General features: G+C 58.7%; 21 protein-coding genes and 1 pseudogene. 15 read left to right on the top strand and 7 right to left on the bottom strand.

The features are described 5' to 3' along the window. Positions 1-71: 71 nt before the first annotated feature. The 6 genes from ACZ5M5_RS18075 (at position 72) to ACZ5M5_RS18100 (ending at position 5355) form a co-directional block, all read left to right on the top strand. Complete coding sequence (locus ACZ5M5_RS18075) at positions 72-707, top strand: YopT-type cysteine protease domain-containing protein (protein WP_060741911.1); 636 nt, start codon at positions 72-74, stop codon at positions 705-707. Positions 708-837: 130 nt separating this feature from the next. Further along, complete coding sequence (locus tag ACZ5M5_RS18080) at positions 838-1800, top strand: hypothetical protein (RefSeq protein ID WP_464737730.1); 963 nt, start codon at positions 838-840, stop codon at positions 1798-1800. Between the two features lie 35 nt (positions 1801-1835). After that, a complete protein-coding gene (locus tag ACZ5M5_RS18085; RefSeq protein WP_081015415.1) occupies positions 1836-1997 on the top strand; it encodes a DUF2986 domain-containing protein in 162 nt (53 codons plus the stop codon). Between the two features lie 235 nt (positions 1998-2232). Further along, positions 2233-2967 (top strand): arsenical resistance protein ArsH, encoded by a 735-nt coding sequence (gene arsH / locus ACZ5M5_RS18090; RefSeq protein ID WP_103308529.1) that lies wholly within the window; start codon positions 2233-2235, stop codon positions 2965-2967. Positions 2968-3103: 136 nt separating this feature from the next. Continuing rightward, the gene (locus ACZ5M5_RS18095; protein ID WP_060741908.1) at positions 3104-3397 is read left to right on the top strand and encodes a hypothetical protein; all 294 of its coding nucleotides are present in this window, start codon (positions 3104-3106) and stop codon (positions 3395-3397) included. A 191-nt stretch (positions 3398-3588) separates the two neighbouring features. After that, positions 3589-5355, top strand: a complete 1767-nt coding sequence (locus tag ACZ5M5_RS18100) for a S8/S53 family peptidase (RefSeq protein ID WP_464737731.1) — start codon at positions 3589-3591, stop codon at positions 5353-5355. A 90-nt stretch (positions 5356-5445) separates the two neighbouring features. Here the strand turns inward: ACZ5M5_RS18100 and ACZ5M5_RS18105 are convergent, their stop codons facing one another. Next, complete coding sequence (locus ACZ5M5_RS18105) at positions 5446-6840, bottom strand: aminotransferase-like domain-containing protein (protein WP_060741906.1); 1395 nt, start codon at positions 6838-6840, stop codon at positions 5446-5448. A gap of 133 nt (positions 6841-6973) precedes the next feature. Here ACZ5M5_RS18105 and ACZ5M5_RS18110 point away from each other — a divergent pair, with 133 nt between their 5' ends. The 5 genes from ACZ5M5_RS18110 to ACZ5M5_RS18130 all read left to right on the top strand — a co-directional run bounded on the left by ACZ5M5_RS18110 (position 6974) and on the right by ACZ5M5_RS18130 (position 12157). Continuing rightward, the gene (locus ACZ5M5_RS18110; protein ID WP_464737732.1) at positions 6974-8260 is read left to right on the top strand and encodes a hydroxymethylglutaryl-CoA reductase, degradative; all 1287 of its coding nucleotides are present in this window, start codon (positions 6974-6976) and stop codon (positions 8258-8260) included. Next, positions 8260-9180: a hydroxymethylglutaryl-CoA lyase gene (locus ACZ5M5_RS18115; RefSeq protein ID WP_060741904.1), complete on the top strand. Its 921-nt coding sequence runs from the start codon at positions 8260-8262 to the stop codon at positions 9178-9180. The genes ACZ5M5_RS18110 and ACZ5M5_RS18115 overlap by 1 nt, the downstream gene beginning before the upstream one ends. Before the next feature lie 61 nt (positions 9181-9241). Then, positions 9242-9718 (top strand): hypothetical protein, encoded by a 477-nt coding sequence (locus ACZ5M5_RS18120; RefSeq protein ID WP_060741903.1) that lies wholly within the window; start codon positions 9242-9244, stop codon positions 9716-9718. Next, positions 9715-11103, top strand: a complete 1389-nt coding sequence (locus ACZ5M5_RS18125) for a tripartite tricarboxylate transporter permease (RefSeq protein WP_203225763.1) — start codon at positions 9715-9717, stop codon at positions 11101-11103. Before ACZ5M5_RS18120 ends, ACZ5M5_RS18125 begins: the two co-directional genes overlap by 4 nt. Before the next feature lie 34 nt (positions 11104-11137). Next, positions 11138-12157 carry an SMP-30/gluconolactonase/LRE family protein gene (locus ACZ5M5_RS18130; RefSeq protein ID WP_060741902.1) on the top strand — a complete coding sequence of 340 codons (1020 nt, stop codon included), beginning with the start codon at positions 11138-11140 and terminating at the stop codon, positions 12155-12157. A gap of 136 nt (positions 12158-12293) precedes the next feature. Here ACZ5M5_RS18130 and tssI read toward each other — a convergent pair whose 3' ends face one another. Further along, positions 12294-13622: a type VI secretion system tip protein TssI/VgrG gene (gene tssI, locus ACZ5M5_RS18135; protein WP_464737733.1), complete on the bottom strand. Its 1329-nt coding sequence runs from the start codon at positions 13620-13622 to the stop codon at positions 12294-12296. Between the two features lie 142 nt (positions 13623-13764). Further along, complete coding sequence (locus ACZ5M5_RS18140; RefSeq protein ID WP_060741900.1) at positions 13765-14868, bottom strand: polyamine ABC transporter substrate-binding protein; 1104 nt, start codon at positions 14866-14868, stop codon at positions 13765-13767. A gap of 138 nt (positions 14869-15006) precedes the next feature. Here ACZ5M5_RS18140 and ACZ5M5_RS18145 point away from each other — a divergent pair, with 138 nt between their 5' ends. Further along, positions 15007-15819, top strand: coding sequence for a response regulator transcription factor (locus ACZ5M5_RS18145; RefSeq protein WP_060741899.1), 813 nt, complete (start codon positions 15007-15009; stop codon positions 15817-15819). Positions 15820-15828: 9 nt separating this feature from the next. Here the strand turns inward: ACZ5M5_RS18145 and argC are convergent, their stop codons facing one another. Then, positions 15829-16758 (bottom strand): N-acetyl-gamma-glutamyl-phosphate reductase, encoded by a 930-nt coding sequence (gene argC / locus ACZ5M5_RS18150; protein ID WP_464737734.1) that lies wholly within the window; start codon positions 16756-16758, stop codon positions 15829-15831. A 112-nt stretch (positions 16759-16870) separates the two neighbouring features. Here argC and ACZ5M5_RS18155 point away from each other — a divergent pair, with 112 nt between their 5' ends. The 3 genes and pseudogenes from ACZ5M5_RS18155 to ACZ5M5_RS18165 all read left to right on the top strand — a co-directional run bounded on the left by ACZ5M5_RS18155 (position 16871) and on the right by ACZ5M5_RS18165 (position 20750). Then, entirely contained in the window at positions 16871-17755 is an 885-nt protein-coding gene (locus ACZ5M5_RS18155) for a LysR family transcriptional regulator (protein WP_060741897.1), read from the top strand. Between the two features lie 140 nt (positions 17756-17895). Beyond that, positions 17896-19754: pseudogene (locus ACZ5M5_RS18160) on the top strand (ABC transporter ATP-binding protein). Between the two features lie 102 nt (positions 19755-19856). Beyond that, positions 19857-20750 carry a LysR family transcriptional regulator gene (locus ACZ5M5_RS18165; RefSeq protein ID WP_060741895.1) on the top strand — a complete coding sequence of 298 codons (894 nt, stop codon included), beginning with the start codon at positions 19857-19859 and terminating at the stop codon, positions 20748-20750. Here ACZ5M5_RS18165 and ACZ5M5_RS18170 read toward each other — a convergent pair. From ACZ5M5_RS18170 to metC, 3 genes are all read right to left on the bottom strand, one after another. Beyond that, positions 20738-21943 carry a (R)-mandelonitrile lyase gene (locus ACZ5M5_RS18170; protein WP_464737735.1) on the bottom strand — a complete coding sequence of 402 codons (1206 nt, stop codon included), beginning with the start codon at positions 21941-21943 and terminating at the stop codon, positions 20738-20740. The genes ACZ5M5_RS18165 and ACZ5M5_RS18170 overlap by 13 nt on opposite strands. Positions 21944-22064: 121 nt before the next feature. Beyond that, the gene (locus ACZ5M5_RS18175) at positions 22065-22583 is read right to left on the bottom strand and encodes a hypothetical protein (protein ID WP_060741891.1); all 519 of its coding nucleotides are present in this window, start codon (positions 22581-22583) and stop codon (positions 22065-22067) included. 831 nt (positions 22584-23414) lie between these two features. After that, a complete protein-coding gene (gene metC, locus ACZ5M5_RS18180; protein WP_464737736.1) occupies positions 23415-26180 on the bottom strand; it encodes a cystathionine beta-lyase in 2766 nt (921 codons plus the stop codon). Between the last annotated feature and the right edge of the window lie 45 nt (positions 26181-26225).

Genomic DNA, 26225 nt, shown 5'->3' on the forward strand with positions numbered 1-26225 from the left:
CTGTTGATGGTAGGAAAAGTATATTTCAACGTTAACCTTCAAATTTTCATAGCGTTACAAGGAGAGTAAGCATGAACGCAGACTGGCCAGCGTTGGGCTTGAATAACGTAGAACACTCTTTTGGGACCAAGTTTGGCGCCAGCAATAATCCTTTTCTTCAAAAAGCACTGAAAGATCAGAAGAAAAACGGCAACTGCTTCGCTTACTCAATGCTCTGGTGCCGTCAAGGCATAAAATTGAATCGCAAGCTTCAGAGCAAGAGTGAATTAATCACGCACATGCCACTCATGGTCGCCGCACAAGCGATGCAGTCGCAGCAGGTACGACAGAACAAAAAGGGCGCTTATGGGGCAGAGGGAATGTTGGGCGAGGCCTATTACCAAGCGATGGCAGCTGCATTCTGCGTTTGCGCAACGGAAGTTGGCAAAGATGTTGGATCTATTTTGAGCGACCACAAGGGCTGGCTTGACTTGGTGACCAAGTCAGAAGGGTATTATGTCATTGCCTTTATCTTCTCTGGTGGAGGGGCGCACGCTGTAGCGGCGTCGAATAAAGGTAGGGATCTGGTGTTTTTTGATCCCAACTATGGTCAGTATTCAGTCGATAATTACGCGCCATGGGAAATGTTGCAGTACTACGCTGACGTCAAGAAAGGCTGCGACAGCTATGGTTTTATAACGAATTGGATCGCGGTCAGGGTGACCTGAGGCAGCCTCGTGATAGACGCTGAAATCACGTCGCGTCTACGGCCCCTATAGTCATGGCCACTGTCTCACCACAAGGATGCAAATCATCGCTATGCCCCCATAGAGAGATGAGTCAGGTAACGACCATCGTATGCGCAATATCAAGGAGGATTTGATGATGCGGGAAGCAACCACTGGACTGGAAAAACAGATTGAGATCGCTGCAAAACTACTCTCCCTGTCAGCAAAAATTGGATTACTGATTGGCGGTACGTGCATCGTCAGTTATCTATTGAGCAACGGCCATTACCCGCAAGGCGTATCCGTTGGAGACAGTTTGTTATTCTTGGTCACGGCGTTTTGCTTTGGCCTGGTCTGCATTTATTTCTCTGCAGCCGTTACAGCCACCGGGATATTGCTTTCTCCGATCTTCATCCCCGTGCTTAGGGGCTTCGTCTGGCTACATGGACAATTCTCCGATAAAAAAAACATATTGGAATTCAAACGCCCCAAAATAACGTTCTTCTCAGTATTTTTTGGAATATGCGGCACGCTGACGATTTACTTCCTGACCCATAAAAGCCCCTGGGAACACATTCAACTCATCCTCCTGCCCATCTTTCAGTACATCGTTTATTCAGCCTATCTGGAACAGAACAATAAAATAAAAGCGGCGCAGCCATCGGCACCGGCAATCGTCGATTCCGAACATCCTGAGCAGAATCCCCCCGCCGAAATGAAACCCTTGAAAAGAACCAGGGCAATGATCGCGGGGGTCATGCTCCTGACACCCCTTCTCATGGGCGGCGTGACTTCCGACTTGCTGCAAGCGGCCATGAGCTTCGCGCAGATACGTATAGAAAGGGCAACGATTCTGGTGAAACCGCCTTACGCCAACCTGTTGCCAGCCCCCAAGGAATCCCCGCTGGAAAATTACAAGAGATTTGAAAATGCGACGGTGATTTTCCGAGGGGTTGGCAACTCGACGCTCATTGAAATGCACACCGAGGAAACGGCGATCCGGTTGGAGATCCCCAATGACTCGATCATTGTCGAGCGCCGTGTGAAGCCCATTGCCAAAATCAGGAAAAATCCTGAGAAAACGGAAAGCTGATACCATCCGAACATTGACACGCTGAGCAGAACGACATGAATCGCCGCAAGAAAATAAACCAGTTATTGAAGGCTAACGCCAAAAAAGCCAGTGCCAAGCTGGCACCCAAAAGCAAGAATCAATACATCAGCAAAGCCGACCGCCTGAAACTGGCAGCTGAAGCCAGTGAAACACCCATCACACCTACGCAAAGCTGATCCACGTCACCGCCCCCTTAAGCGCTGCGCCAAAATCGTCGCGCCTGGCTGCTGATCTCAAGCTTGCGCTTCAGTCCTGCCGGGAAGGCTCCAAGCTGCCGCCCCTCCTCTTGAAATCATCTGCCCTCGGCGAAATTTCGGACAGTCAGCGAAATTGCGTCTTGCGCTAAATATATGGAAATACGAATATGCACTTTTCCATATGTTAGGTCTTCGACCAGACGGGAGAGGTGCAATGACTGAGTTTTCCAGCGAACCCCCAAATGACTTTCCAAATCTGGACCTGTCGCTTTTCGATGTACCAACGCCGGAAAAGCTCGCGCAGAGCGCAGAACCACAGCACAAGCCGCGCATACTTCTACTGTACGGATCAACCCGCGAGCGCTCCTTCAGTCAGTTGCTGACCCGCGAAGCGGCACGCCTGTTGGAGCTCATGGGCGCCGAAACCGCAATCTTCGATCCTTCCGGGCTGCCGCTGCCGGACGATGCGCCCGTCGATCACCCCAAGGTACAGGAACTGCGCGACCTGGTGATGTGGTCGGAAGGCCAGGTTTGGTGCTCGCCAGAACGCCATGGTTCGATGTCGGCGGTGTTCAAGGCCCAGATCGACTGGATCCCGCTCGCCCTGGGCGCGGTTCGTCCCTCACAGGGCAAGACGTTGGCGGTGATGCAAGTGTGCGGCGGCTCGCAATCCTTCAACACGGTGAACCAACTTCGCGTGTTGGGTCGTTGGATGCGCATGGTCACGATCCCCAATCAATCCTCCGTCCCCAAAGCCTTCCTTGAGTTCGACGAAGCCGGACGCATGAAGCCATCGTCCTATTACGACCGGGTTGTCGATGTCATGGAGGAACTGATGAAGTTCACCTTGCTGGTGCGTGGCAGAGAAGCCTATTTGGTCGACCGCTACTCCGAGCGCAAGGAAAGCGCCGAAGCACTTTCCAAACGTGTCAACCAGAGGTCCATCTAGGCGCAGCGGCAGAATCAGGATGTGCTGCGTTTGGCTTTTCGAGGCAAAATACGCCCTTGAACCGCAAGGAACGCATGGGTGAGCGCTATTACATCCAAACCCTCCAGCCCAACCCCGAGTTAGGGATCGAAACACCATGGATGAACGCCAAGCAGCCATCAAGAACAAGATCCGCGCCGTGGTGACGAGTAGCGAATCCGACGAGATCACCTATCGATCAGAGTGGCTCGGTTACCTGCCCTTCCCAGTGTTTCAATGGGTTGAATATCAAGGCGAGAGCTTTTCCAGCGACTTCCCCTTCGATTGGACCCTTGAGGATTTGACGAGTCTTGAGCGGACAGGGTTCTTGGAAACACTAGAAGCTTATGAGAACCCGGAAGACCACTTTGATCGGGATATCAGGTATCGCGTTCATGTGGGATGCGTGTAACGCCAGCGGGGTGAAAGAAACTTACCCCTACCGCCATGAGGGCACGCTGTCGATGTCGCAGACGCTGGCCAATTTCGACCACCTCGAGAGTTTCTGAAGAAGATGTATTCGCCGAGCATCGTTATCCCGCTGAACGAAGCGAACACCATAACAGTCGGAGCAACAGGACCCTCGACAAAGAAACCTGGCCCATGCTCCTACGACCCACTGCCCTCGCGACCTTGTTCACCCTGGCTGCCGGCACGGCAACCGCTGCGCCGGAACCTCTGCGCCTGGAAAGCCTGAAACGCTGTGGCGACCTGCTGCAAAGCCAGCATCAGGACTGGTGCCTGACAGCGCGCGGGCTGGGCGACGCAACGCCACAACTCAAGTTGGGCGCAAAGGCACTACCCGCAGACACGGTCCAGCGTGAAGGGGCAAACCTGCGCTTGCGCCTGGACAGCGCCGATTACCAGAGTGGCCCGCTCTGGCTGGAAGACGGCCCCCGCACCAGCAATGCCGCCTGGCTGACCTTGCGCAACAGTCATGTGCTGGCCGCCGGGCCGGACGAAGTGGCGAAGAACATGGACGGCCTGACCACCTACGTCGACCTGGTCAGCGTGCTGATCGAGGAAGACCGTGATGGTCGTCAGGAAGCCGAGCGGCTGGCCCAGAAATACGGAGCGAAAGTGGTCGGTAGCATCGCGCCGCTGAACCTGTACCAACTTCGCCTGCCGGCCAAGGATCTGGTGCAGCGTGACGCCTTGGTCCTGCGTCTGGGCAGCGAGACCAGCGTGGATGCCGTGGTCACCGAGGAGTCCTCGGCCGAAGAAAGCGAGCAGGCCCCTGCCCAGCCTGAAGAGCCGAAGAAACCGGCCCTGGACTCTGACGAATGGGCCGCGAATCGCTTTCTCGACGCGGTGAATTATTACCAACGACGCATCCCCGGGCGACAGCCGCCCATCCAGCCGCAACCGGTGCGCATCGGCCTGATCGAGCGCGATGTGGATTTCGACACGACGGATTTCGCGGACTACCTCGGTGCTTGCTCACCACCGCGCACCTGCGTCTACGCCCGTGATGCGGACAAACCGGACAACCACGGCACAACCGTCGCCGGCATCCTCGCCGCACGCTGGGACGACAGTGGCAACACCGGTTTGCTCCGAGGCCTGGACAAGGCCAGCGGTGGCTTCGAGGTCATCGTCGAACGTAATTCCGATGCCGGGATCACCGCCAACATCGCCGCCTCAGTCAACCTCGTGGAAGATGGCGTGCGCGTGCTCAATTGGAGTTGGGGCATCCATCGCGTCGGCGCCAAAGACATCAAAGGCGATGACGTCGACTCGCTGCTGCGCTCGGGCCTGGCCATGGGCGGCTACGAAGAACTGCTGGAAGAGTTCTTCCTCTGGCTGCGCAAGGAACATCCCGACGTGATCGTAGTGAACTCCGCCGGCAATGGCTCCTCGTTCTCGGGCAGTGACGAATACCGCCTGCCCTCCTCCTTCATCACCGAGCAATTGCTGGTGGTCGGCGGGCACCAGCGCAGCGAACGCACCGGCGTCGCCGTCGACGACCCGGCCTATGCGGTCAAGCGCAGCTCCTCGAACATCGACATGCGCGTCGACATCACCGCCGCCGCTTGCGCCCACGCCTCGACAACCAACGCCGGCCAGCAAGGCGCAGTGCATTGCGGCACGTCCTACGCCACGCCCATGGTCGCGGGCCTGCTGGCGGCGATGCTGTCCATCAACCCGCAACTGCAACCCGAGCAGTTGCGCATGCTGCTACGCCGCAGCGCCATGACCATCGGCGACAACCACGACTTCGAACAGATGGACGCCGAAGACCTCACCGCGCCCATCCTGCCGTCGGAGCGTCGCTACCAACTCAATGACAAAGACGTCGGCCGCTCGGCGCGGCTGGACATGCAAAAGGCCCTGGACCTGGCCGCGCAAAGCCGTGATCGCGTGCGCTGAACCGGTGGGTCATGGGGTCAGTCGGTGGATGGATTGCACCGCGCTCGCCGGGGCTTGGCTTCGCGGGTCCGGCAGGCTTTGGAGCACTCATCAACGCCCCCCGCCATCCACCGCCCATTGTTGCAACGTGGACTTGAAGACCGGGTCGTTCAGATAAGCCACATTGAGTCTCGTCCATGGATTGATACGCGATTGCTCAGGCGAAAAAATGTGCCCGGGAGCGATCATGAAACCCTTCGGCAACAGCAGCCGGGTCAACTCCCTGGCATCGTCGAAATGAGCAAACCTGGCCCATAAATACAGGCTCTGCTCAGGACGACAGAACACCTCGGCCCCCATCTCATCCAGCATTTGCAACGCTGCGGCGGTAGCCGATTTGACCCGCTCCTGAAGCCGAATCAAGTGCCTGAGGAAATGCCCCTCCATCAACACCACGTCGACCGTTCGCTCGCAAAGCTCAGAAGAACTGGTGTGCAGCAACATTTTCAGGTCGCCCAACTCATCGATAACCTCCTTGCTGCCCGCGATGAACCCCACTCTCAGGGCTGCGGAAACGGATTTCGAAAAGCTCCCCACGTACAGCGAACGCTTCAGTTGGTCCAATGCCGACACTCTGATGGCTGCGGCGGGCTTGAAATCAGCCAACGCGTCATCGTCCACCAAAATGAAATCATGCTCCTGTGCCAATTGAACCAGTCGATGCGCCTTACCCGGCGAAATGTCAGACCCTGTCGGGTTATGGCCAACGGACTGTATGAAAAACAGTTTCGGTTTATGCAGGCGCAGGTGTGCTTCTAGCGCATCAAGATCCGGGCCATCGGGCAGACGCGGCACGGACAGCATTCGAGCCCCCTGCAATTGCAGCTTGCCAAACAAAGGGTAATAGCCTGGATCCTCGACAAGTACCGTGTCCCCCGACGCAAGGAAGCGTCGGATGATCAGGTCCAGCCCATGATTTGCACCGTGAGTCGTGACGATTTGCCGAGGATTCGCGCTAATGGCGTAAGACGCCAATTTTTGCACCAGATGCTGGCGCAGGCTGGCATTGCCCAGCCGATTTCCGTACCTGAACAGCGTGGTAACGCCCATCCGCATGATTTGCCGGGTGAACTTGTCCAGGCGCATGTCCATTAACCACTCTACGGGAGGGAATCCTTCCCCAAGAGGCGAATGCCCAGGCTCACGGACGAATTGCTGGCGCATTAGCCAAATGGTATCCATCGCCCTGGCATAGGGCGGCGGTTCCTCGGGTTCGTAGTGACCGCAGGTGCCTTGTTTGACGAAAAACCCCTGCCCATGCCTGGCTTCAACCAAGCCTTGAGAGGCCAGCGCTTCATACGCCGTGATGACCGTATTTTTTGAATGGCCCAACAAACGCATGCATTCACGAAGTGACGGCAAACGGTCGCCCACGCGATAAGTGCCGTCGTCAATCTGGGCTGCCAACGAAGCGGTGAGCTGCTGAGCCAAGGTCATTCTGCTCATGCTGAGAATCCCTCCAGTGCCAGCAACAAGGGTACAGCTTAGGTACTGTCTGTCCAAACTGTACCTTCTTTACAGGCACAGAGCGGAATAGTGTGGCTGCAACTTAAAACAACAACCGCGACAGGATTTCCAGATGAGCATCGACTCTCGCCTTCCCAATTTTCGCAGCCTGACGCCTGCCGAGCGCCTCAATCACCTTCAAGACCTGCTCAACCTCCCGGCCGCTGACGTGGCCCTGCTTAGCGACGAAGGCGCGCTCCCGCTCGAAATGGCTGATGGCATGATCGAAAACGTGATAGGCAAGTTCGAATTACCGTACGCCGTCGCCAGCAATTTCCAGATCAATGGCCGAGACGTCATTGTCCCGCTGGTCGTGGAAGAGCCTTCAGTCGTTGCCGCTGCCTCTTTCATGGCCAAGCTTGCCCGGGACGCGGGTGGATTCCTGACGTCCAGTTCTCAACCGCTGATGCGCGCACAAGTTCAGATCGTAGACATTGAAGACCCCTTCAATGCCCGGCTCAGCCTCCTGCGTCACAAAGACGACATCATTGAATTGGCAAACCGCAAGGATCAATTGCTCAATAAGCTAGGGGGCGGTTGCCGGGATATCGAAGTCCACACCTTTGCTCAAAGCCCGAGAGGCCCCATGCTCGTGGCTCACTTGATCGTGGACGTGCGTGACGCGATGGGTGCCAATACCGTGAACACGATGGCAGAAGCCGTCGCCCCGTTGATGGAGGAAATCACCGGCGGGAAGGTACGCCTGCGCATTCTCTCGAACCTCGCCGACTTGCGCCTGGCCCGTGCCCAGGTCCGTATTGCCCCAGCGTTGCTCACCACTGGCGCTTATAAAGGTGAGGACGTGATCGAAGGCATTCTCGACGCCTACAACTTTGCCGTCATCGACCCCTACCGTGCCGCGACCCACAACAAGGGCATCATGAATGGGATTGACCCGCTGATCGTCGCCACAGGTAACGACTGGCGCGCAGTGGAAGCGGGGGCTCACGCCTACGCTTGCCGCGATGGACACTACGGCTCGCTGACAACGTGGGAAAAAGACAGCAAAGGGAATCTGGTGGGCACTCTCGAAGTGCCGATGCCTGTCGGACTGGTCGGCGGTGCCACGAAAACCCACCCACTGGCGCAACTTTCCTTGCGCATTCTGGGGGTGAAAACCGCTCAGGAACTCGCTGAAATCGCCGTCGCCGTCGGCTTGGCACAAAACCTCGGAGCTTTGAGAGCCCTTTCTACGGAAGGCATCCAGCGTGGCCACATGGCGCTGCATGCACGAAATATTGCACTGTCAGCCGGCGCGAAAGGCGATGAAGTGACTTGGCTGGTCAAAGAGATGGTCGATGCACGCGACGTTCGCTCCGACAAAGCGGCGGAGCTTCTCAAGCAAAAGCGGGCCGAGTGATGAATAGCCATCTCGACCTGTCCGTTCGATTGGTGGAAGTCGGTGCCCGCGACGGCTTGCAAAACGAGAACCGGACGCTCGCCCCCGCCATACGAGTCGAGTTGCTTAAAAAACTCGCCAATGCGGGCCTGCGGACACTCGAAGCCGGTGCATTTGTCTCAGAACGATGGGTGCCGCACATGGCAGGATCAGGTGACGTCTTTAAAGCGTTGCCGGACCTGCCGGATGTCACCTGGACCGCGCTCGTCCCGAACGCTCGCGGACTGGAGGAAGCGCTGGCAGCGGGTTGCCGCGAGGTGGCGGTATTCGCCGCCGCTTCCGAGGCGTTCTCTCAAAAGAACATCAATTGCTCCATAGCCGAGAGCCTCGAGCGCTTTGAGGCAGTCATGGTGCGCGCCCGGGATGCCGACGTCAGGGTGCGAGGCTATGTCTCGTGCGTGATGGGTTGCCCGTTCACAGGTCACGTTAAACCTGAAACGGTGGCTGCCGTGAGTGCCGCTCTCTATGGGATGGGCTGCTACGAAATCAGCTTGGGCGACACCATTGGAACAGGAACGCCCGCGGCCACCAAAGCGTTGCTGGACGCCTGTACCCGGGTGGTTCCAGTGAACGCCTTGGCAGGTCATTTCCATGACACTTATGGAATGGCGATTGCCAACATCCATACCGCTCTGGGGATGGGTGTTCGTGTGTTCGACAGTTCCGTGGCCGGGCTGGGTGGTTGCCCCTACTCCCCTGGCGCGACCGGAAACGTGGCCACTGAAGATGTGCTTTATCTGCTGGATGGCCTGGGGATCAAACACGGCGTCGACCTGGATGCCGTCGTTGACGCCGGGGAGTTCATTGACGCTCATCTGGGTCGAGAAACGGCGTCCAGAGTTGCACGGGCGCTCTTGGCGAAACGACGACGAGAGGCCTGACTCCGCTACATTCCTTGATGTTCATAACAATAAAAGCTCGCTAGGGCAGCAGGAGGAATCCTTGAAATCCGATCTCTATGAGTTATGGGGTGACACCGTAAACGGTCGTCACCTGATTTACGCCATTGCCATAGGCGCATCCGTTAGCCTGGGTGCTTTTTTCTTGGCCAAACACCTGCTCGTGGGGTGGGTAGACAATGTCCAAATGGCCAAGGCCTACGCCATGCTGGTGGGCATCGTCGGCTGCCTGGTGGGGGGAACCATCAGTGCAAAGCTCTTCAAACCCAACCGCAATGTGGTAGAGCACCAGGCAGATCCTGCGTGGCGAGCAAAGGTTTTATCGGAATTGCAGGACGAGTTCGGAGACCTTGGAAGCCTGTCGGATCTACCCGCAGAAACACTCGCTGAACTGCGTGAAATGGATCTTTATGAGGTGTTTGCAGAGTACGAGACAAACCTCACCCGCCCCGCTAACGCTCAAAAGGACGCAACGGTAGCCCCGGTCGCTCCGATCCGGGCCAACGGTGGCCGGTCATGATGACACCCCTGTTGGAGCAGATTCTCATTGCGTTCGGGATGGGCATATTAGGTGCAGTGATCTTCGCCGGGATTGGCCTCATTTCGGGCAGCGATGAAACCACCACCCTCGCCCCACTCACATTGCTCGTGGTGCTGTTGGGTGTACCTGCGCCCGGTGTCCTGACGTTCTTTCTCGCAGGTGCAGTGGCCAAACACATGACTCACGCCGTGCCCACGGCATTACTCGGCATCCCCGGCGACACCCTGGCAACGCCCCTGATGCGCGAGGCCAACTTCCTGCGCAATCTGGGTGTACCGCACGTCGCCCTGCGCAAGATGATTTCAGGCGCGGTTATCGCGGCGCTGATCGCAGTCCCCACGGCGGTGCTTTTCGCCGTGATGCTTGCGCCTTTTGGCGACACGATCAAACGCGCCGCCCCATGGGTTTTCCTGCTCGCTGCGATCGCCATTGCATGGTTTTCCAAGGGGCGACTTGCGGCGGTGCTCGCGCTTGTCCCCTTCGTGATGGTCATCGTCGGTCTGCAAAGCATCACCGGACAATACGGCGTCAAGCTGAGCGTCAGCTATTTCCTCGGTATCGCCATTGGCCCGCTGATTGCCGCGCTATTTTCAATGCTCGCCCCCGCTGAACGGGAGACGATGAGACGCCAGCAGGTGCGCACCTTCTCGCTGTCTGCGGATGTTAAAAGCTGGGGCGGTTTTTTCCCCAACCCGCTCAAGGTGCTGGACAGCAAACAAAGCCTGTGGACTGCGATCACAGCCATTATCTCCAGTGCAACGTTCGTCTTCAGCCCCGTTGCGATGACCGTGATCATGGGCGAACTCGTCGGGTCACGGGTCAAGCATGTCTACCATCGGCTGACAACGGTGATCACGGCCCGTAACGGCGTCACTGAAGCGACATACATCGCTGAAGCCTTGATCCCGTTGATCGCGTTTGGCTTGCCGTTGAGTCCGGTCGCCGCAGGGCCGGCCGCACCGCTGTTCAACGCCCCACCTCGCTTCAGCGTTGACACCGCCACCGGGCAGGTCAACAACCTCCATACCCTGCTCAGCACGTGGGAGTTTCTGGGTTATGGGATGCTGGCGGTGATCGTGGCGATCCTCATTGCCTATCCCTTCACGATGAATTACGCCCACCGGGCAGCGTCCTTCGTCTCACGCAAAATCAGTCACGAAGCGGTGATCTCGACGTTTGTCGGCCTGATTCTGGTGATCGGCATCTGGGAGGGCGGAGCACTCGGCTTACTGGTCATTGTCACCGTCGGCCTGCTGGGTGGTTTTCTATCGCGCTTCCTTGGCTTCAACATCGGCGTGCAATTCATGGGGTATTACACCGCTGTACTGACGGTGCCCGCCATCGTCGCCCTATTGAACGCATGAGCCAATCCAACATAACAACAAGAAGGTCACCCACATGCGCAAAAAACTCTTGGCTTCCCTGTGCCTGGCCTTCAGCGCTGGCATCCTACAAGCCCACGCGGACGCTATCCCCACCCTGAACTACTCGGCGGAGGGCCAGCAACTCCAGGCCATTGGATCACCCGAAAAAGAGTTGCCGACGGTGACAGCCGATCTGTGGCTGAAGGTGTCCGACGGCCCCCTGCAACTGGAAGGTCCATCGTTCGACAGGGCCGGCAATTTGCTGTTTGTCGAGGTGTTCGGGGGGCAGGTTCTAAAGGTCGATCCCGACAAGAAACTCAGTGTCGTTGTGCCGAAAAACGCGCTGGGAAGTGCGGGACTGGCTATTCATAAAGACGGCAGATTGTTTGTGGCAGGGCTGGGTAATTTCAAAAATACCGGCAACCTGACAGCCTACAAACCGGACGGCTCAGGAAAGCAAGTCATCATCCCGGCAAGCAAAAACCATCTGGTGGATGACCTCGTTTTCGACAGCACAGGGGGATTTTATTTCACCGATTTCAAGGGTACATCGACTCAGCCCACCGGCGGCGTCTATTACGTCCCAGCTGGCGGCAAGACAATCGTCTCGATCCTGCCCAATCTCGCGATCGCCAACGGCATTGCGCTCTCTCCCGACGGCAAGACCCTTTGGGTCACTGAGTTCGCGACGGGGCTGCTGCACCGAATCGAACTGAAAGATGCCAAGACAATCGCTCCCTTCGGGGAAGCCGTTGTTTACCGGTTTAGCGGCCCATCACCTGACTCAATGCGTGTCGATCAAGATGGCAATCTGTACGTGGCCCTGTACAGCCAAGGCCGCGTGCTGGTACTCAATCCTAACGGCTTGCCCATCGGCCAGATCTTGATTCCGGGGCGCGAAAAGGGCCACTTTCTTCGCTCGACGAGCATGGCGCTCAAGCCCGACACCAACGAGGTTTATCTCGTGAGCAATGACGGCAGCCTCGGCGAAGGCAGCGCTATTTTCAGAGCCAAAGGCTTTGCCAATGCTGCGAAACTGTACTCCCATCAATAGCAAAATCCCGGCGCATTCCATCATGGTAGCGGTGTCGATTCTTCGATACCGAAAACTTGAATACAGAGCGCCGCACCAATCGAAAGGGTACGTCCGTGGAGCACTGAACAATGGCGAAGGTAGCGGCAAGCCCGCCTTAGCGACAACACAAGCAACCACTGATCAGCGGCTGATCGGGGTCGTTTTCAAGAAATGTAACCATGACTTCCATGCCCGTCCGCAGGGGCCCGACTTCACACCCCCAATCGGAGGGTCCCATCAGCCAACACCGACTCTTGTCATCAAATCTGTCGTCGCGGTCCCAAGGGAACTTGACCTTGATCCTTGCCAAGCACCCATCACTCTGGATCTCTTCGTCTTGCAGGGCGATGACAACAGCCGTCTGGTCGCTTGGCACCCGAGGCTTCTTGTGGGCCAACGACGGACGATAGGACACATTCCATGGAAGAACGATAAAGCGGTTGCGGTAACCCTGATGGAAGTCACCTTCATGCGCAGCGTTGCCACCGGCGACATCCTCATTCAATACCTGTGGTTGCCGACCTTCGTGGATGACCTGGGTCAGTAGCCATAGGGCGTTCCACTCCTGGCGCGGATGACCCGAGATTTCCAGCACATGGCCGCTGGCTAAGCGAGTCTGGTCACTCTGCCCTTCGGCTTGACGATAAGCCGCATGGCGACGCTCCATAGTGCGAAGACGTCTCTGCTCGCCGTGCTCATGACCGGTGAAACGCTCCAGCCTGTGATCGTCTTCAATGTCCAGGTGTTGCTCGACATCATCGTTGCGGTACGAGTCACGACGGGGGAGCTGCCCCAGACGCAGGTTGATGCGCTTGATCAGCGGCTCGTTGGTCACCGTATCGCGCGCTTGCCCATAAGCAGTGGGCTGTCCGATCCCGGGGAAAATCGCCTGGTCATCGCCAAACACCAGCACGTGGCCTTGAACGCTGTGTTGGAAGTGAAAGTGGATACCCTCCTCTTCGCACAAGCGCTGGATAAAGTGCAAATCCGTTTCGCCGTACTGGGTACAGTACTCACGCTCTGGGTAGGTCGCCCCCAGGCGAAACCGATAGGCATCGCCCAGAATGCCGTGCTCTTCCAGGATCAAGGCGACGATTCTCGGCACCGAGAACTGTTGATAGATCCTCTGGTTGATGCGGTGCCGCAAGTAGGACAGGTGCGGTACGAGGGCCAGGCTGTAATGTGTCAAACCCGGGCCATGACCGCTTTGTGCGATGTGGTAGACCCGTCCATGAATGCCGTTGCCCGTAGCGCCCAACGTCAGAAAAGCCTCTTTGTCGAAAAGGCTTGCAAGATCCAGGTCAGACCGTTCGCTAACACACTCCACGTTGAAGAGGTAAGGCCTGCTGATTCCCTCTTCTCCAGTGAATGCGAGCACTTGAACATCGTGCTCAAAACCGTTGATGGTCAAACTGAACTGCGTTTGATTGGCTGGGCTGAACATCCACTGTTCTCTTTTTACATAGGGCGGCGCAATGGACCGGAAGACACCGGACTGATGAGTTGACAGGTATTGGCTAACCAGCCCTGCGCCCTGTATATCGGCGTTTACGTCTTACTTTCCAGACATGCAAATCAAAGCCGGATCACACGCCACTCTTCACTTTGGTCCAGATCCGCGTGCGGATGCGCTCCAGCTTCAATGGCAGGGGTTCAAGTGGAATAAGTGTCGCGATCGTCTTTTTGTCTGGATAAATCCAGGGATTGTCTCGCAGCTTCTGCTCGACAAACTCGGCGGCATCCTTATTTGCGTTAGGGTATAGCGTGTGGTTTGAGGTCTTGGCGATAATTTCCGGTCGCAACATATAATTGATGAACGCCATGCCTTCCTTGGGATGAGGCGCATCTTTTAGCAAAACCAGATTCTCCGACCAGGACAACGCGCCTTCGCGGGGAAGACTGTAGGTAATCTTGCGTCCCGTATTGGCCTTCTCGTTGATGGCCTGTGCCGCCAGGGCACCATTGGCCCATCCCACCACTGCACAAATATTGCCGTCAGCCAGGTCGGCGTCGATTCTGGACGAGTCGAAATAAAGGACATAAGGCCGGATCTTCAACAGCAGCGCTTGAGCTTTCTGGTAATCATCCGGGTTCTTGCTGTTGCTGGGGAGTCCAAGGTAATTCAAGGCAATCGAAATGATCTCGCTTGGCGAATCAAGCATTGCCACGCCACACGACTGTAGCTTACTGATATTTTCTTCTTTGAAGATCAGATCCCAGCTATTTACCGGAGCATTATCACCCAATGCCGCTCTGACTTTGTCAACGTCATAACCAATGCCGGTAGTGCCCCACAAATAGGGTACCGCATAGCGGTTACCAGGATCATTGACCGCGAGTTGGGCCAGGATGTCAGGGTCGATATGTGAAAAGTTACTCAGCTGATGACGATCCAAAGGCTGGAGAACGCCCGCCTGGATCAGGCTTGGCAACACATTGGAAGTCGCCACGACCACGTCATATCCGGTGCGCCCGGCCATGACCTTACTCTGCATGATTTCAGCGCTGTCGAACGCATCCATATGCACGCTCGTACCAGTTTCCTGCTCAAACTCCTTTGGCGTCTCCGGCGCAAGCAACCCGAACCAGTTATACAGATAGATCCCGGGCTCTACAGCCGCCACTGAAGTGCTTATCCCTGCACAGAGAAGCGAGGCCGAAAAAATGGTTCGCAAATGTGACTTTCTCATGCAACATCCTTGTCAAGACGATATGCCCTCATGGCCATCGTAAACCCTGGCAGCGAATATACCGGGTGTTACCGAATAGTAAATACCTACGAATACTTACCTTTGACCTGATAATTCCTAACCCTAAAGGGGTAGAAAATGCCGTTTGACCTCCATAGCCTGGCTTGGCATCGATCGATTGGGAAGCTGATCATGCAGCTGAATCGCCCAGATTTCTGGAGTTCACTGGTTCGCACATTAAATGAATATGTACAGATCGATAATTGGGTTGTATTGATTTTCAGCAATCAACACGTGCAGGTCGTCAGCCTTCCTGAGGTCGCCGATGCGGAAGAAGTCGACGCATTCACTCATCGCTATGTGAAAGGTCTTTACTTGCTGGATCCGTTTTATATAGCCAATCGGGAAAACCCACAAAGTGGCTTCTTCCACCTATTGGACATTGCACCGGAATACTTTCTTGAAACCGAGTATTACCATCAATATTTTGCCCAATACATCTCCATGGATGAGGCCCAGTACAATGTCCAACTCGACCCCGACCGAACGTTATGCATGTCCATCGGCAGCAAAGTCCGCTTTAGCCAAGAGCAAATAACCATCCTTGATGTTATCAAGCCGTGGGTGATTGCATTGATGCATCAGCGCATGGGTTTTGAAATTGATGTAGAGAAGACACTGAGCGAGCCGCCGCTGTGGCCAGAAACGGTCAATCAACTTGGCACACAAATTACCGCACGCGAAAGTGACGTACTCCGTTTATTACTCAGCGGTTTCTCCAACAAAGAAATAGCTGGAAAGCTGTCCCTCTCGGCGGAGACCATAAAAGTTCACCGCCGCAACATCTACGCAAAGTTAAACATCAAGTCACAATCTGAACTCTTTGCTCGATTTTTCATGCCAAAACAGAATATTTCTCTCCCCATTGAAGAAGGCAGGCCAGCACGCTGAGTGGCGCGGTCATGCGCCTGCAAGCATCAGGTCCAGATTCTGCACCGCCGCGCCAGCGGCGCCCTTCCCAAGGTTGTCAAACACCGCAGCCAGCAAAACCTGCCCGGTCTCATCGTTCTCGAACACCGACAAGCGCAAATCATCTGTGCCGTTAAGCGCTTGGGGATCGAGGAACGTCAACTCCTTAGCTTCCTGCATCGACATCACGTGTACATGGCCCGCATCGGCGTAGTGCCGGGCCAGACACGCATGCAACTGCACCGCGCTCACGCCAGGCGCCAACAAGCGGGTCTGCACAGGTATGGTCAGCGCGATTCCCTGCCGAAAAGCGCCATAGGCCGGCACAAACATCGGCCGCTCCGTCAGCCCGCTTTGCTGCTGAATCTCCGGAACATGCTTGTGCGCCAGCCCCAGCCCATAGACCTGAAACGCCGGCGCCGGCAATGCGCCCTCCCCCTCATACTCTTGTACGCCGGCACGCCCTTTTCCGGAATAGCCCGACACGGCGTAAATATTCATCGGGTAGTCCGTGGGCAGTAGCCCAGCCTCCAGCAGTGGGCGTAGCAGCCCTATCGCTCCCGTGGGATAGCAACCGGGGTTGCTGACCCGCCGCGCCGTGGCGATTCGTCTGGCCTGCTGCGAGTTCATCTGCGCGAAACCGTAGACCCAGTCTGGATGGGTACGGTGCGCGGAACTTGCATCGATCACGCGGACAGCTGGGTTTTTGATGCTCGCTACCGCATCGCGCGCGGCCGGGTCGGGCAGGCAAAGCATTGCGATGTCGCAGTCGTTGATGGCTTCAGCGCGGCGTTGCGGATCCTTGCGATAGTCGGCGCTGAGGGTGAGCAGCCGCAGATCGCTCCGGTCGCGCAGACGTTGATGGATTTGCAACCCGGTGGTGCCTTGGTCGCCATCGATGAATACAAGGGAACTTGCCATGGCATGCTCTCGAACATTGAAAATCAGGAGTTCCAATGTTCAGCGACGCGCTAAGATAGGAAAAGTTGAATTTATTAACGCTGGAATTCAGTTTTTCTGAACAAGGGCTCCTATGCGGGAAATCAGTCTGGACCGACTGCGTACGTTGGTGGCGATTGCCGACCTGGGATCGTTTGCCGAAGCCGCGCGTGTGCTGCATCTTGCGCCACCCACTGTCAGCCTGCATATCGCCGACCTGGAGTCGCGGGTGGGTGGCAAGCTCTTGTCGCGCACACGTGGGCGCGTTCAGCCTTCAGCAATAGGGAACACCCTGGTGGAGCGCGCGCGGCGCCTGTTGGCGGATGCGGAACAGGCGCTAGAGGACGTGGAGCGTCAGGTACAGGGCTTGGCCGGACGTGTGCGGCTTGGCGCCTCCACCGGGGCCATCGCACAGTTGCTGCCGAACGCTTTGGACACGTTGAGCCAACGCCACCCCGCGATCGATGTGCAGGTCGCGGTGCTCACCTCCCAGGAAACCTTGAAGAAGCTTGCCGAGGGCTCCTTGGAGATCGGTCTGGTCGCGCTGCCGCAGTCGCCGGTGAAGGGCTTGCGGATCGAGCCGTGGCGACGGGACCCGGTCATGGCCTTCTTGCCGGCTCGCTGGGAATGCCCGGATACCGTGACACCCGGTTGGCTGTCCGCTCAGCCGTTGATTTTGAATGACACCACCACTCGCCTTTCGCGCTTGACGTCGGAGTGGTTCGCCAGTGACGGCCGACAGCCTGTGCCGCGCATTCAACTGAACTACAACGATGCGATCAAAAGCCTGGTGGCGGCGGGATATGGTGCGACGTTGTTGCCCCATGAGGCCTCCACGCCATTGCCCGATACCCGGATCGTCATGCGGCCATTAAAGCCCTTGTTGTGGCGTCAACTGGGTATCGCCCACCGCAGTCTGGACATCGAGCGGCCTACGCAACATGTACTGGATGTGTTGTGGGAGTTGAGCGCGCAGTGATGCCCCCCAAATGCTTCGAACTTTGCCGTCGCCAAAGAGACTACCTGAGAGTGCCAGTACCACCGGTGGTCGTGGTGCCACATAACCCTCAAAGCAGCCTTTAGTGACAGAATCCCCAATCGACCGTTTCGGAGACCCCCATGCTTCGCGTATTTGAACAAAGGCTCGACCCTTTCCCGCCCGACGAGGTACCGCCACCGCCCGAAGGCCTGGCTCGGTTTCTCTGGGCCTGCACACGGGGGCCCGCGGTTACATCCTCGCGTTTGCGCTGCTCAGCGCCGGTGTGTCGATCTATGAAGCCTGGCTGTTTTCCTTCCTCGGCCAGGTCGTGGACCTGCTCTCGACCTGGCAGGCCGGCGGTGAGGCGGCGGCGCAGGAAAGTCGCGTGCTGTGGGGCATGGGCCTGGTCATGCTGGCCAGCATCGGGCTGGTAGCGTTGCGAACCATGGTGCAGCACCAGGTATTGGCGATCAATCTGCCGTTGCGGCTGCGTTGGGACTTTCACCGCCTGATGCTGCGGCAAAGCCTGTCGTTTTTTTCCGACGAGTTCTCTGGCCGGGTCACCACCAAGGTGATGCAGACTGCGCTGGCCGTGCGTGACGTGCTGTTCACCCTGATCGAGATCGCCCCCGGAATCGGCGTGTATTTCATTGCCATCATCGCATTGGCCGGTGGCTTCGCCCTGAAACTGATGCTGCCTTTCGTGGCCTGGATCGTGCTGTTCGGGCTGGCCATGCTCTACTTCGTGCCCCGCCTGGGGAAAGTCGGACAGGAACAGGCCAATGCGCGCTCTTCGATGACCGGACGTATCTCGGACGCCTACACCAACATCACGACCGTGAAACTGTTCTCCCACTCCAATCGTGAAGCGCACTTCGCGCGCGCGGCCATGGAGGATTTCAAACAGACCGGCTTTCGCCAGATGCGTCTGGTCAGCCAATTCGAGATCGTCAACCAGGCGTTGGTGGTGGGGTTGATCATGGCGGCAGGCGGTTATGCCCTCTGGCTGTGGCACCAGGGCGACGTCGGCGCCGGTGCCGTGGCGGCGATCACCGCCATGGCGTTGCGTATCAACGGCATGTCGCACTGGATCATGTGGCAAATGACCTCGCTGTTCGAGAGCATCGGCACCGTGCAGGATGGCATGGCCACCCTTACCCGCGGCCCCAAGGTGCAGGATGCGCCGGACGCGGGGGTGCTGGTGACTTCCGGCGGAGCGGTCACCTTCGACAATGTGAGCTTCAACTACAATGGCGAACGCCAGGTGCTCAATGGCTTGAGCCTGAACATTCGCCCGGGCGAGAAAATCGGCCTGGTGGGCCGCTCCGGCGCGGGCAAATCCACGCTCATCAACTTGCTGCTGCGCTTCTATGATGTCGACAGCGGACAGATCCGCATTGACGGGCAAGACATTGCGCACGTGACGCAGGACAGCCTGCGCAGCGCCATCGGCATGGTCACCCAGGATACGTCCCTGCTGCACCGCTCCATTCGCGACAACATCGCCTATGGTCGACCCGATGCGAGCGACGCACAAATCCGCCGTGCCGCGGCCAATGCCCAGGCCGATGAGTTCATCAGCCAACTGAGCGACCGCCAGGGCCACACCGGCTACGACACCTTGGTCGGCGAGCGCGGCATCAAGCTGTCGGGCGGCCAGCGCCAGCGCGTCGCGATTGCCCGAGTGATGCTCAAGAACGCCCCGATCCTGCTCCTCGACGAGGCGACCAGCGCGCTGGATTCGGAAGTCGAAGTGGCCATCCAGGAAAGCCTCGATGAAATGATGCAGGGTAAAACCGTCATCGCCATCGCCCATCGGCTGTCCACGATTGCGGCGATGGATCGACTGATTGTCATGGACGATGGACGCATCATCGAACAGGGCACCCACAGCGAATTGCTCGCCAAGAACGGCATCTATGCGCGGCTGTGGCACCATCAGAGTGGCGGGTTCCTGGGTGAGGACCGGTGGGTGGGCGAGGCGATGGATCAGGTATGAGCGTGGATGGCCCGGGGGCAACGCTCCCTTCACCCCGATGGTCCCAGCCGATGACTGGCACCAGTGCCATAATCCCTCCCCGCTCATGCCAGAGACGGATCAATGACCACCGAACGCTACGACCAGCTCGCCATCTTCGCCGCCGTCGCCCAGGAGCGCAGCTTCACCCGCGCAGCGGCCAAGCTGGGCATGTCGCAACCGGCGCTGAGCCGGGCGATGCGTCAGTTGGAGGAGCGGCTGGGGGTCAGGCTGCTCTCGCGCACCACGCGAAGTGTCGCCCCGACCGAAGCCGGTGAACACCTGCTGCGGGTGGTCGCGCCGCGATTCGAAGAGATCGATAACGAGATGGCGATGCTCAGTGAGTTTCGCGATAAGCCAGCGGGTAAGTTGCGCATCACTGCCGGTGAACACTCTGCGATCACGATCTTGCAATCCGTTCTCGCCAGGCTGCTGCCAAACAATCCCGATCTCAATATCGAAATCATCGTCGACTACGGTTTCACCGATATCGTCGCGGAGGGTTTCGACGCCGGTGTCCGGCTGGGCCCACAGGTCGCCAAGGACATGATCGCCATGCGTATCGGCCCTGATATGCGCATGGCGGTTGTGGGCTCGCCAGCGTATTTCGCCCGATACCCCAAGCCAGTCATCCCTGACGACCTCACGGCGCACAATTGCATCAACCTGCGCATGCCGACCCATGGCGGCCTTTACATCTGGGAGTTCGAGAAAAACGGACAGGAAGTGAACGTCCGAGTGGAAGGCCAGTTGGTGTTCAATACCATCGCGATGCGCCTGGAGGCGGCCCTCCAAGGGTTGGGGCTGGCCTACATGCCGGAGGACCAGGTGCAAGACGCTGTCGCGCAAGGCCGGTTGATTCGGGTGCTGGAAGATTGGTGCGAGCCGTTTTCCGGCTACCACCTCTACTATCCCAGTCGCCGCCAAAGTTCACCGGCCTTTACGCTGCTGCGCGAAGCCTTGCGCTACGTGGGTTGATTGGCCTGGACGGTGTCCAACGCTTCACTGGCACGCTTGGCCGCGGCGGCGTCGCCCTGCTCGTCCAGTAGCTGGATCAGTTGCCGCAGCTGTGCAGCGCTCAAGCCGACTCGCAGGCTGGCGGCCAGGTGCGAGCGCAGTTGCGACTCCACGCCGGGAGTGACCGCCAGCGCGGCGACTGTCGCCAGCTCGCGGCTTTGCCAGTCCAGGTTGTCACGCTCGAAAATGTCGCCAAACAGGTGCGTCTGCAAGTACTGGTTGATGACCGGGACGAAGTCGAACAACGGGCCCTGGACGGGCGCACCGGCAATACGCGTCTGATTGGCCGTGCCCGCCGCCAGCAGCGCGTCGCCGGTAGGAATCAGGCGAGCGGGCTCGCGCCCCGGGTCGTCCTGGACGCCGCGTTGCTTGCGCGCCTCCACCACTTTCATCAATTCGCCGAGGGCGTTGAGGCTGCGGGGAAAGCCACTGTAGGCGTAAAGCTGCACCAGGATTTCCTTCGCCTCGCTGACGGTAAGGCCGGCATCCAGCCCTCGATTCAAAGCAGTGTTGAGACCAGGCATATTGCTCGTCGCCATGGCGGCGGCAATCAGCGGGATGGCTTGCTGCTTGGCCGACAGGGTTTGCGAAACCGCCACCGTATCCGGCCTGGCCGTAGACGTTCCAGCGGCGCCGTACTGTTCTTCGCTGACCTTCTCCATCCACTCCACGCTCTTGCCCTCCACCGTCCCAGTGACGGCCAGGTGAGTCATGGCGCTCGTCGGCGCAGCACCATGCCAATGCTTGACGCCTGGCGGGCAAACGATCACATCGCCCGGACGGATCTGCTGCACGGGCTTGCCCCACTCCTGCGTCAGGCCGACACCGGAAATCACCACCAAGCGTTGACCGGCGGGATGGGTATGCCAAGCCGAGCGCGCACCCGGTTCGAAGCTGACGTAGGCGCCGGAGGCGCTCACTTCATCGGTAGCCGGGAACAACGGATCGACCCGCACTCGCCCGGTGAAATAGTCCGCCGGGCCTGCGACCGAAGCCTGGCTGCCGGCCCGGCTGATCTGCTGCGAAGTCCGGGATTCACTGGAGCTTTCCGTACTGGCGGCGTCGGCAAAAGGCACCGCCGCGCATAGCGCAAAACAAAGGCTACCCGCCTTGGCTGCGGCGGGTACTTTCGGTGGGGTCGAACGCAGTGTCATCTGGCTTCCTCTCGATTGATATCGCAGAGAAGCAAATTACCCTTGCCGCATTAATCGATAAACCATGCCAGTTACATAGCACTCATATCGCAATCGCATAAATACAACTGGATAACGCGACTTACCTTTTCTCAACCAATCGCAGTGACTGTGCACCCTCCAGTGATAGGTGAATCACAGCAGCCCTGCTCGGGAAGTTCGGCGCGTCGTCATCAGTGTTCTCCATCACAGGAATGTCGATCAGGGTCTGCTCACCCGTCGGGTCGCTGACCAGCTTTGCATCCAGTTTGTCGATGGCACGCCAGCTGTCGCCCCCGATGCGCATCACGTCCAACAGGCTGTAGTGCGGCACGCCTTCTTCGTTCTCTTCGGGCGTAAAGGCCGCCAGGTATTGGCTGTAGTTGTTGCCCATACCGAAACCCTCGATGGTGAAGACCGCGAGGGTGACCTGGCTGTCCTCGCCAGTGTCCAGCGTCTGCACCAGCGTTGCTTCCGGGTAGCCGGTGGCATAGCTGTCCTTGATGAGCGCCACCAAGTGCCCGATCTGAGCCTCCAGGGCTTTCGGAACGGGTTTCGATTCAGCGGCGTGAGTCAGGGTGCAGGTGAAAAACAAGGCAGCGGTCAGCAGGCGCAATTTCATGAAAGTGAATGTCCAGGGGCGTCGGGAGGTCTGCGCGCAATGGTAGCGGTTGGCAAGGGATTTGGTAGCCCAGTGTCGATAGGTTTTGTGGTGGGGTGCACAACCTTGCTCGCCAAAGCGGTGGATCAGTACGCATTGAGATTGGATGCACTGCCGCCATCGCGAGCAAGCTCGCTCCCACAGTGGGTTTGTGGTGCTGCACGGGACTTGAAACCTATGCAGGCCCCTTGTGGGAGCGGGCTTGCTCGCGATAGCGGAATGTCAGGCGACATTGATGTTGAATGGGCTGGCCTCATCGCGAGCAAGCTCGCTCCCACAGTGGATTTGGGGTGCTGCACGGTACTTGAAACCTATGCAGGCCCCTTGTGGGAGCGAGCTTGCTCGCGAGAGCGGAATGTCAGGCGACATGGATGTTGAATGGGCTGGCCTGATCGCGAGCAAGCTCGCTCCCACAGTGGATTTGGGGTGCTGCACGGTACTTGAAACCTATGCAGGCCCCTTGTGGGAGCGAGCTTGCTCGCGAGAGCGGAATGTCAGGCGACATGGATGTTGAATGGGCTGGCCTCATCGCGAGCAGGCTCGCTCCGACAGTGGATTTGCGGTGCTGCACGGGACTTGAAACCTATGCAGGACCCTTGTGGGAGCGAGCTTGCTCGCGATAGCGGAATGTCAGGCGACATGGATGTTTAATGGGCTGGCCTCATCGCGAGCAGGCTCGCTCCCACAGTGGATTTGCGGTGGTGCACAGTATTTGAAACCTATGCAGGACCCTTGTGGGAGCGGGCTTGCTCGCGAAAGCGGTGGGTCAGTTCGCAACCGATGCTGGATGCTTCAAGTCATCGATGCACTGACGGCAGCCTGCGCAAATCCCCGCCGCAAGTCCTCGATCAACACCTCGACATCCTCCAACCCCACATGCAAGCGCACCACCGGGTTCAATGCCCGATCCTCGGCACGTTGCCGATCCTGGGTATCGGCAACGGTCACCAGGCTCTCGAATCCCCCCCAGGACGCGCCCAACCCAAACACCTGCAACGCGTCGATGAATCGCTCCAGGTAAGCGTCGTCGTGTTCGCGAAGTTCAAAGGACAGCAACCCATTGCTGCCGTTGAAATCCCGCTGCCACAACCCGTGGCCGGGATGCTCGGGCAGCGCGGGATGGAAGACCCGCTTCACCTGCGGTTGCGCCTGCAGCCAATGGGCGATTTCCAGGGCCTGGCGCTCATGGGTGTCCAGGCGTGGCACGAGGGTGCGCGCGCCACGCAGGACCAGGTAGGCGTCGTCGGGGCTGACGGTGTTGCCGAAGCTGTCGCTCATGGCCGCCAGTGCCGGCCAAGCCTCCTGACGCGTGCACACGCTGCCCATGACCACGTCGCTGTGGCCGCTCAGGTATTTGGTCAGGGCCATGATCGAGATGTCGGCGCCTAATGCCAGTGGCCGGTACAACACGCCCGAACCCCAAGTATTGTCCACCGCCAGCAAGATGCCGCGCGGCTTGCAGAGTGCGGCGATGGCCGGCAAGTCGCAGAGCTCGTACAGCAATGAACCGGGCACTTCGGTGTAGACCATTTTGGTGTTGGCCTGCAACCGTCCGGGCAGGTCGCTGCCGTCGGGGGCGAAGTAGTCGACTTCTATGCCGAAGGCCTCGAGGAAGTCCCGGGCCACACGCCGTACCGGGGCATACACCGCATCGGTGATCAGCACATGATCGCCAGGCCGCAGGTAGGCCAGGAAGGTTTGCGCCACGGCAGCCAACCCGGTGCCAAACAGCCGCGTGCGGTAGCCACCCTCCAATTCAGTGACGAGGTCTTCCAGGGCGAAGGCCGTCGGATTGCCCCGGGCGCCATAACTCAGGACACGCTCGCTGTCGCGCCGGGCACGGGCGTCACGCATCTGGGCCAGGTTGTCGAACAGCACCGTGCTCAGGCGGCTGACCGGTACGTTGACGGGCCTGGCACCGACGCCCTTTGCGGTGCGCGCGCCATGGACCAGACGGGTCCGCAACCGCTCAGCGACAGTGCTTTGAGGCTGTCCCTGCAATGGCTTGAGGCTGGCGATCTCCTCCTCGCTCATTTGCGCCAGCAGACCGATTTCCCACGCCAGGTATTGGCGCGCCGCATCCTTGTTGCCAGCGTGACGGTCGTGGGTGAAAAACAGGAAATCGATGCACTGTGTATCCGGCAATGTATCGGCGCCTTCTTGCAGCGCCAGGCCCGCCGAGCGCCAGGCATCCGGACCGCCGTCCAGCAAACGGACCTCAACTTGAGGCAGTTCCAGTGCCGCCAGGGCGGCGAGTCGGGCGTCATCGGCCACCAGCACCAGCGGCCGCTGCTCACCCGCCAGTGCACGGGCCAATAACGGCCGGATCGACCAACGCGCCCCGGCGATATGACCTTTGCGATAGGCCCGGCTCGAACGCAGGTCGATCAAGACCACTGCGTCATCCTTCAGGGCGTCGGCCAAGGCCTGCACACTGATCAGCGGCAGCTTTTCCGGCGCGACGCCGGCTCGAGCCGGTAATGCCAGGCCACTGCTCAACCCACCGGACAACACAAAGGCCTCGTGCCCCAGCTGCCGCAACCAACTGGCAATAATCGGTGCGCGTACGCCGTCGTTGTCGAACAGCACCACCCGCGCCTGGCGCACGCCCACGTACAGATCGGTGGATTGAATCAACTGCCCGCCCGGCGTGTGTTGCGCACCCGACAACGTGCCAGCGGCAAACTCCTCGGCGGTGCGCACGTCGCAGAGGAACAGACTGCGCCCGACGTCCGCGGCCCACTGCTCGACCTGGGCAACCCCAACGACAGGCGCTCCGGCCCGCTCGGCCAGTTGTGTCGCCGCCAAGCGCTGCCCCGGCAACGTGCTGCTCGACACCTCATCGGCATAACGACGCTCGCTGCCGTGTTCCAGTTGAAGATCTTCCAGGTGCCAGCCTTGCGTACCGTTTTCCAGGGCATAGATCGGGTTTTTCAAACCCAGGTCGATCAACGTCTGGGCGCCAATGATGCTGCGGGTCCGGCCGGCGCAATTGACCACGATGGGGGTCTGCTCGTCCGGCACCAGGTCGTGCACGCGGTAGCCCAGTTCGCCGTTGGGGCAACAGATCGAACCGGGAATGGTCATCTTGCGATACTCCTCCAACGGTCGGCCGTCGAGGATCACCAGCGGCTCACCCCGGGCCTGCCACTGCGCCAGTTGGCGGGCGCTGACGTGAGGCGTGTGACGGACCGCCTCCACCTGCTCGCCAAAGGCCTTGGACGGCACGTGCACACCAGCAAATAGCTGATAGCCGGCGGCCTGCCAGCCATCGGCGCCGCCCTCCAGGATGTGCACATCGACATAGCCCAACGCTTGCAGGCGTTGCGCCGCACGGGCCGCCAGATCCCCGCCATCCTGATCATGGAGCACCAACCGCACCTGGAGGTTCGGCGCCAGCCGCCGCACTTCCAACTCCAAACGGCTATAGGGCAGGTTCACCCCGAAAAACAGATGGGCTTCGCCATATTGGCCGTGCTCACGCACATCAAACAGGGCGATTTCCTGCCCGTCGAACAACCACCGCTGCAGTTGCTGGGGAGTTAGGGTCTGGCTCATGGGAGTCCCGCTGGAAAAATGGAGTGACTGGAACGCAAGGTTGGC

Source organism: Pseudomonas sp. Van50 (assembly GCF_055390755.1).

Bases quoted from the DNA above. Each gene is read 5' to 3' on its own strand.
- metC (WP_464737736.1), bottom strand. From the start codon at position 26,180: ATGAGCCAGACCCTAACTCCCCAGCAACTGCAGCGGTGGTTGTTCGAC.
- ACZ5M5_RS18095 (WP_060741908.1), top strand. From the start codon at position 3,104: ATGGATGAACGCCAAGCAGCCATCAAGAACAAGATCCGCGCCGTGGTG.
- tssI (WP_464737733.1), bottom strand. From the start codon at position 13,622: ATGTTCAGCCCAGCCAATCAAACGCAGTTCAGTTTGACCATCAACGGT.
- ACZ5M5_RS18110 (WP_464737732.1), top strand. From the start codon at position 6,974: ATGAGCATCGACTCTCGCCTTCCCAATTTTCGCAGCCTGACGCCTGCC.
- ACZ5M5_RS18170 (WP_464737735.1), bottom strand. From the start codon at position 21,943: ATGACACTGCGTTCGACCCCACCGAAAGTACCCGCCGCAGCCAAGGCG.
- ACZ5M5_RS18145 (WP_060741899.1), top strand. From the start codon at position 15,007: ATGCCGTTTGACCTCCATAGCCTGGCTTGGCATCGATCGATTGGGAAG.
- ACZ5M5_RS18130 (WP_060741902.1), top strand. From the start codon at position 11,138: ATGCGCAAAAAACTCTTGGCTTCCCTGTGCCTGGCCTTCAGCGCTGGC.
- ACZ5M5_RS18140 (WP_060741900.1), bottom strand. From the start codon at position 14,868: ATGAGAAAGTCACATTTGCGAACCATTTTTTCGGCCTCGCTTCTCTGT.
- ACZ5M5_RS18115 (WP_060741904.1), top strand. From the start codon at position 8,260: ATGAATAGCCATCTCGACCTGTCCGTTCGATTGGTGGAAGTCGGTGCC.
- ACZ5M5_RS18075 (WP_060741911.1), top strand. From the start codon at position 72: ATGAACGCAGACTGGCCAGCGTTGGGCTTGAATAACGTAGAACACTCT.
- ACZ5M5_RS18085 (WP_081015415.1), top strand. From the start codon at position 1,836: ATGAATCGCCGCAAGAAAATAAACCAGTTATTGAAGGCTAACGCCAAA.
- ACZ5M5_RS18080 (WP_464737730.1), top strand. From the start codon at position 838: ATGCGCAATATCAAGGAGGATTTGATGATGCGGGAAGCAACCACTGGA.
- arsH (WP_103308529.1), top strand. From the start codon at position 2,233: ATGACTGAGTTTTCCAGCGAACCCCCAAATGACTTTCCAAATCTGGAC.
- ACZ5M5_RS18105 (WP_060741906.1), bottom strand. From the start codon at position 6,840: ATGAGCAGAATGACCTTGGCTCAGCAGCTCACCGCTTCGTTGGCAGCC.
- ACZ5M5_RS18165 (WP_060741895.1), top strand. From the start codon at position 19,857: ATGACCACCGAACGCTACGACCAGCTCGCCATCTTCGCCGCCGTCGCC.
- argC (WP_464737734.1), bottom strand. From the start codon at position 16,758: ATGGCAAGTTCCCTTGTATTCATCGATGGCGACCAAGGCACCACCGGG.
- ACZ5M5_RS18175 (WP_060741891.1), bottom strand. From the start codon at position 22,583: ATGAAATTGCGCCTGCTGACCGCTGCCTTGTTTTTCACCTGCACCCTG.
- ACZ5M5_RS18155 (WP_060741897.1), top strand. From the start codon at position 16,871: ATGCGGGAAATCAGTCTGGACCGACTGCGTACGTTGGTGGCGATTGCC.
- ACZ5M5_RS18100 (WP_464737731.1), top strand. From the start codon at position 3,589: ATGCTCCTACGACCCACTGCCCTCGCGACCTTGTTCACCCTGGCTGCC.
- ACZ5M5_RS18125 (WP_203225763.1), top strand. From the start codon at position 9,715: ATGATGACACCCCTGTTGGAGCAGATTCTCATTGCGTTCGGGATGGGC.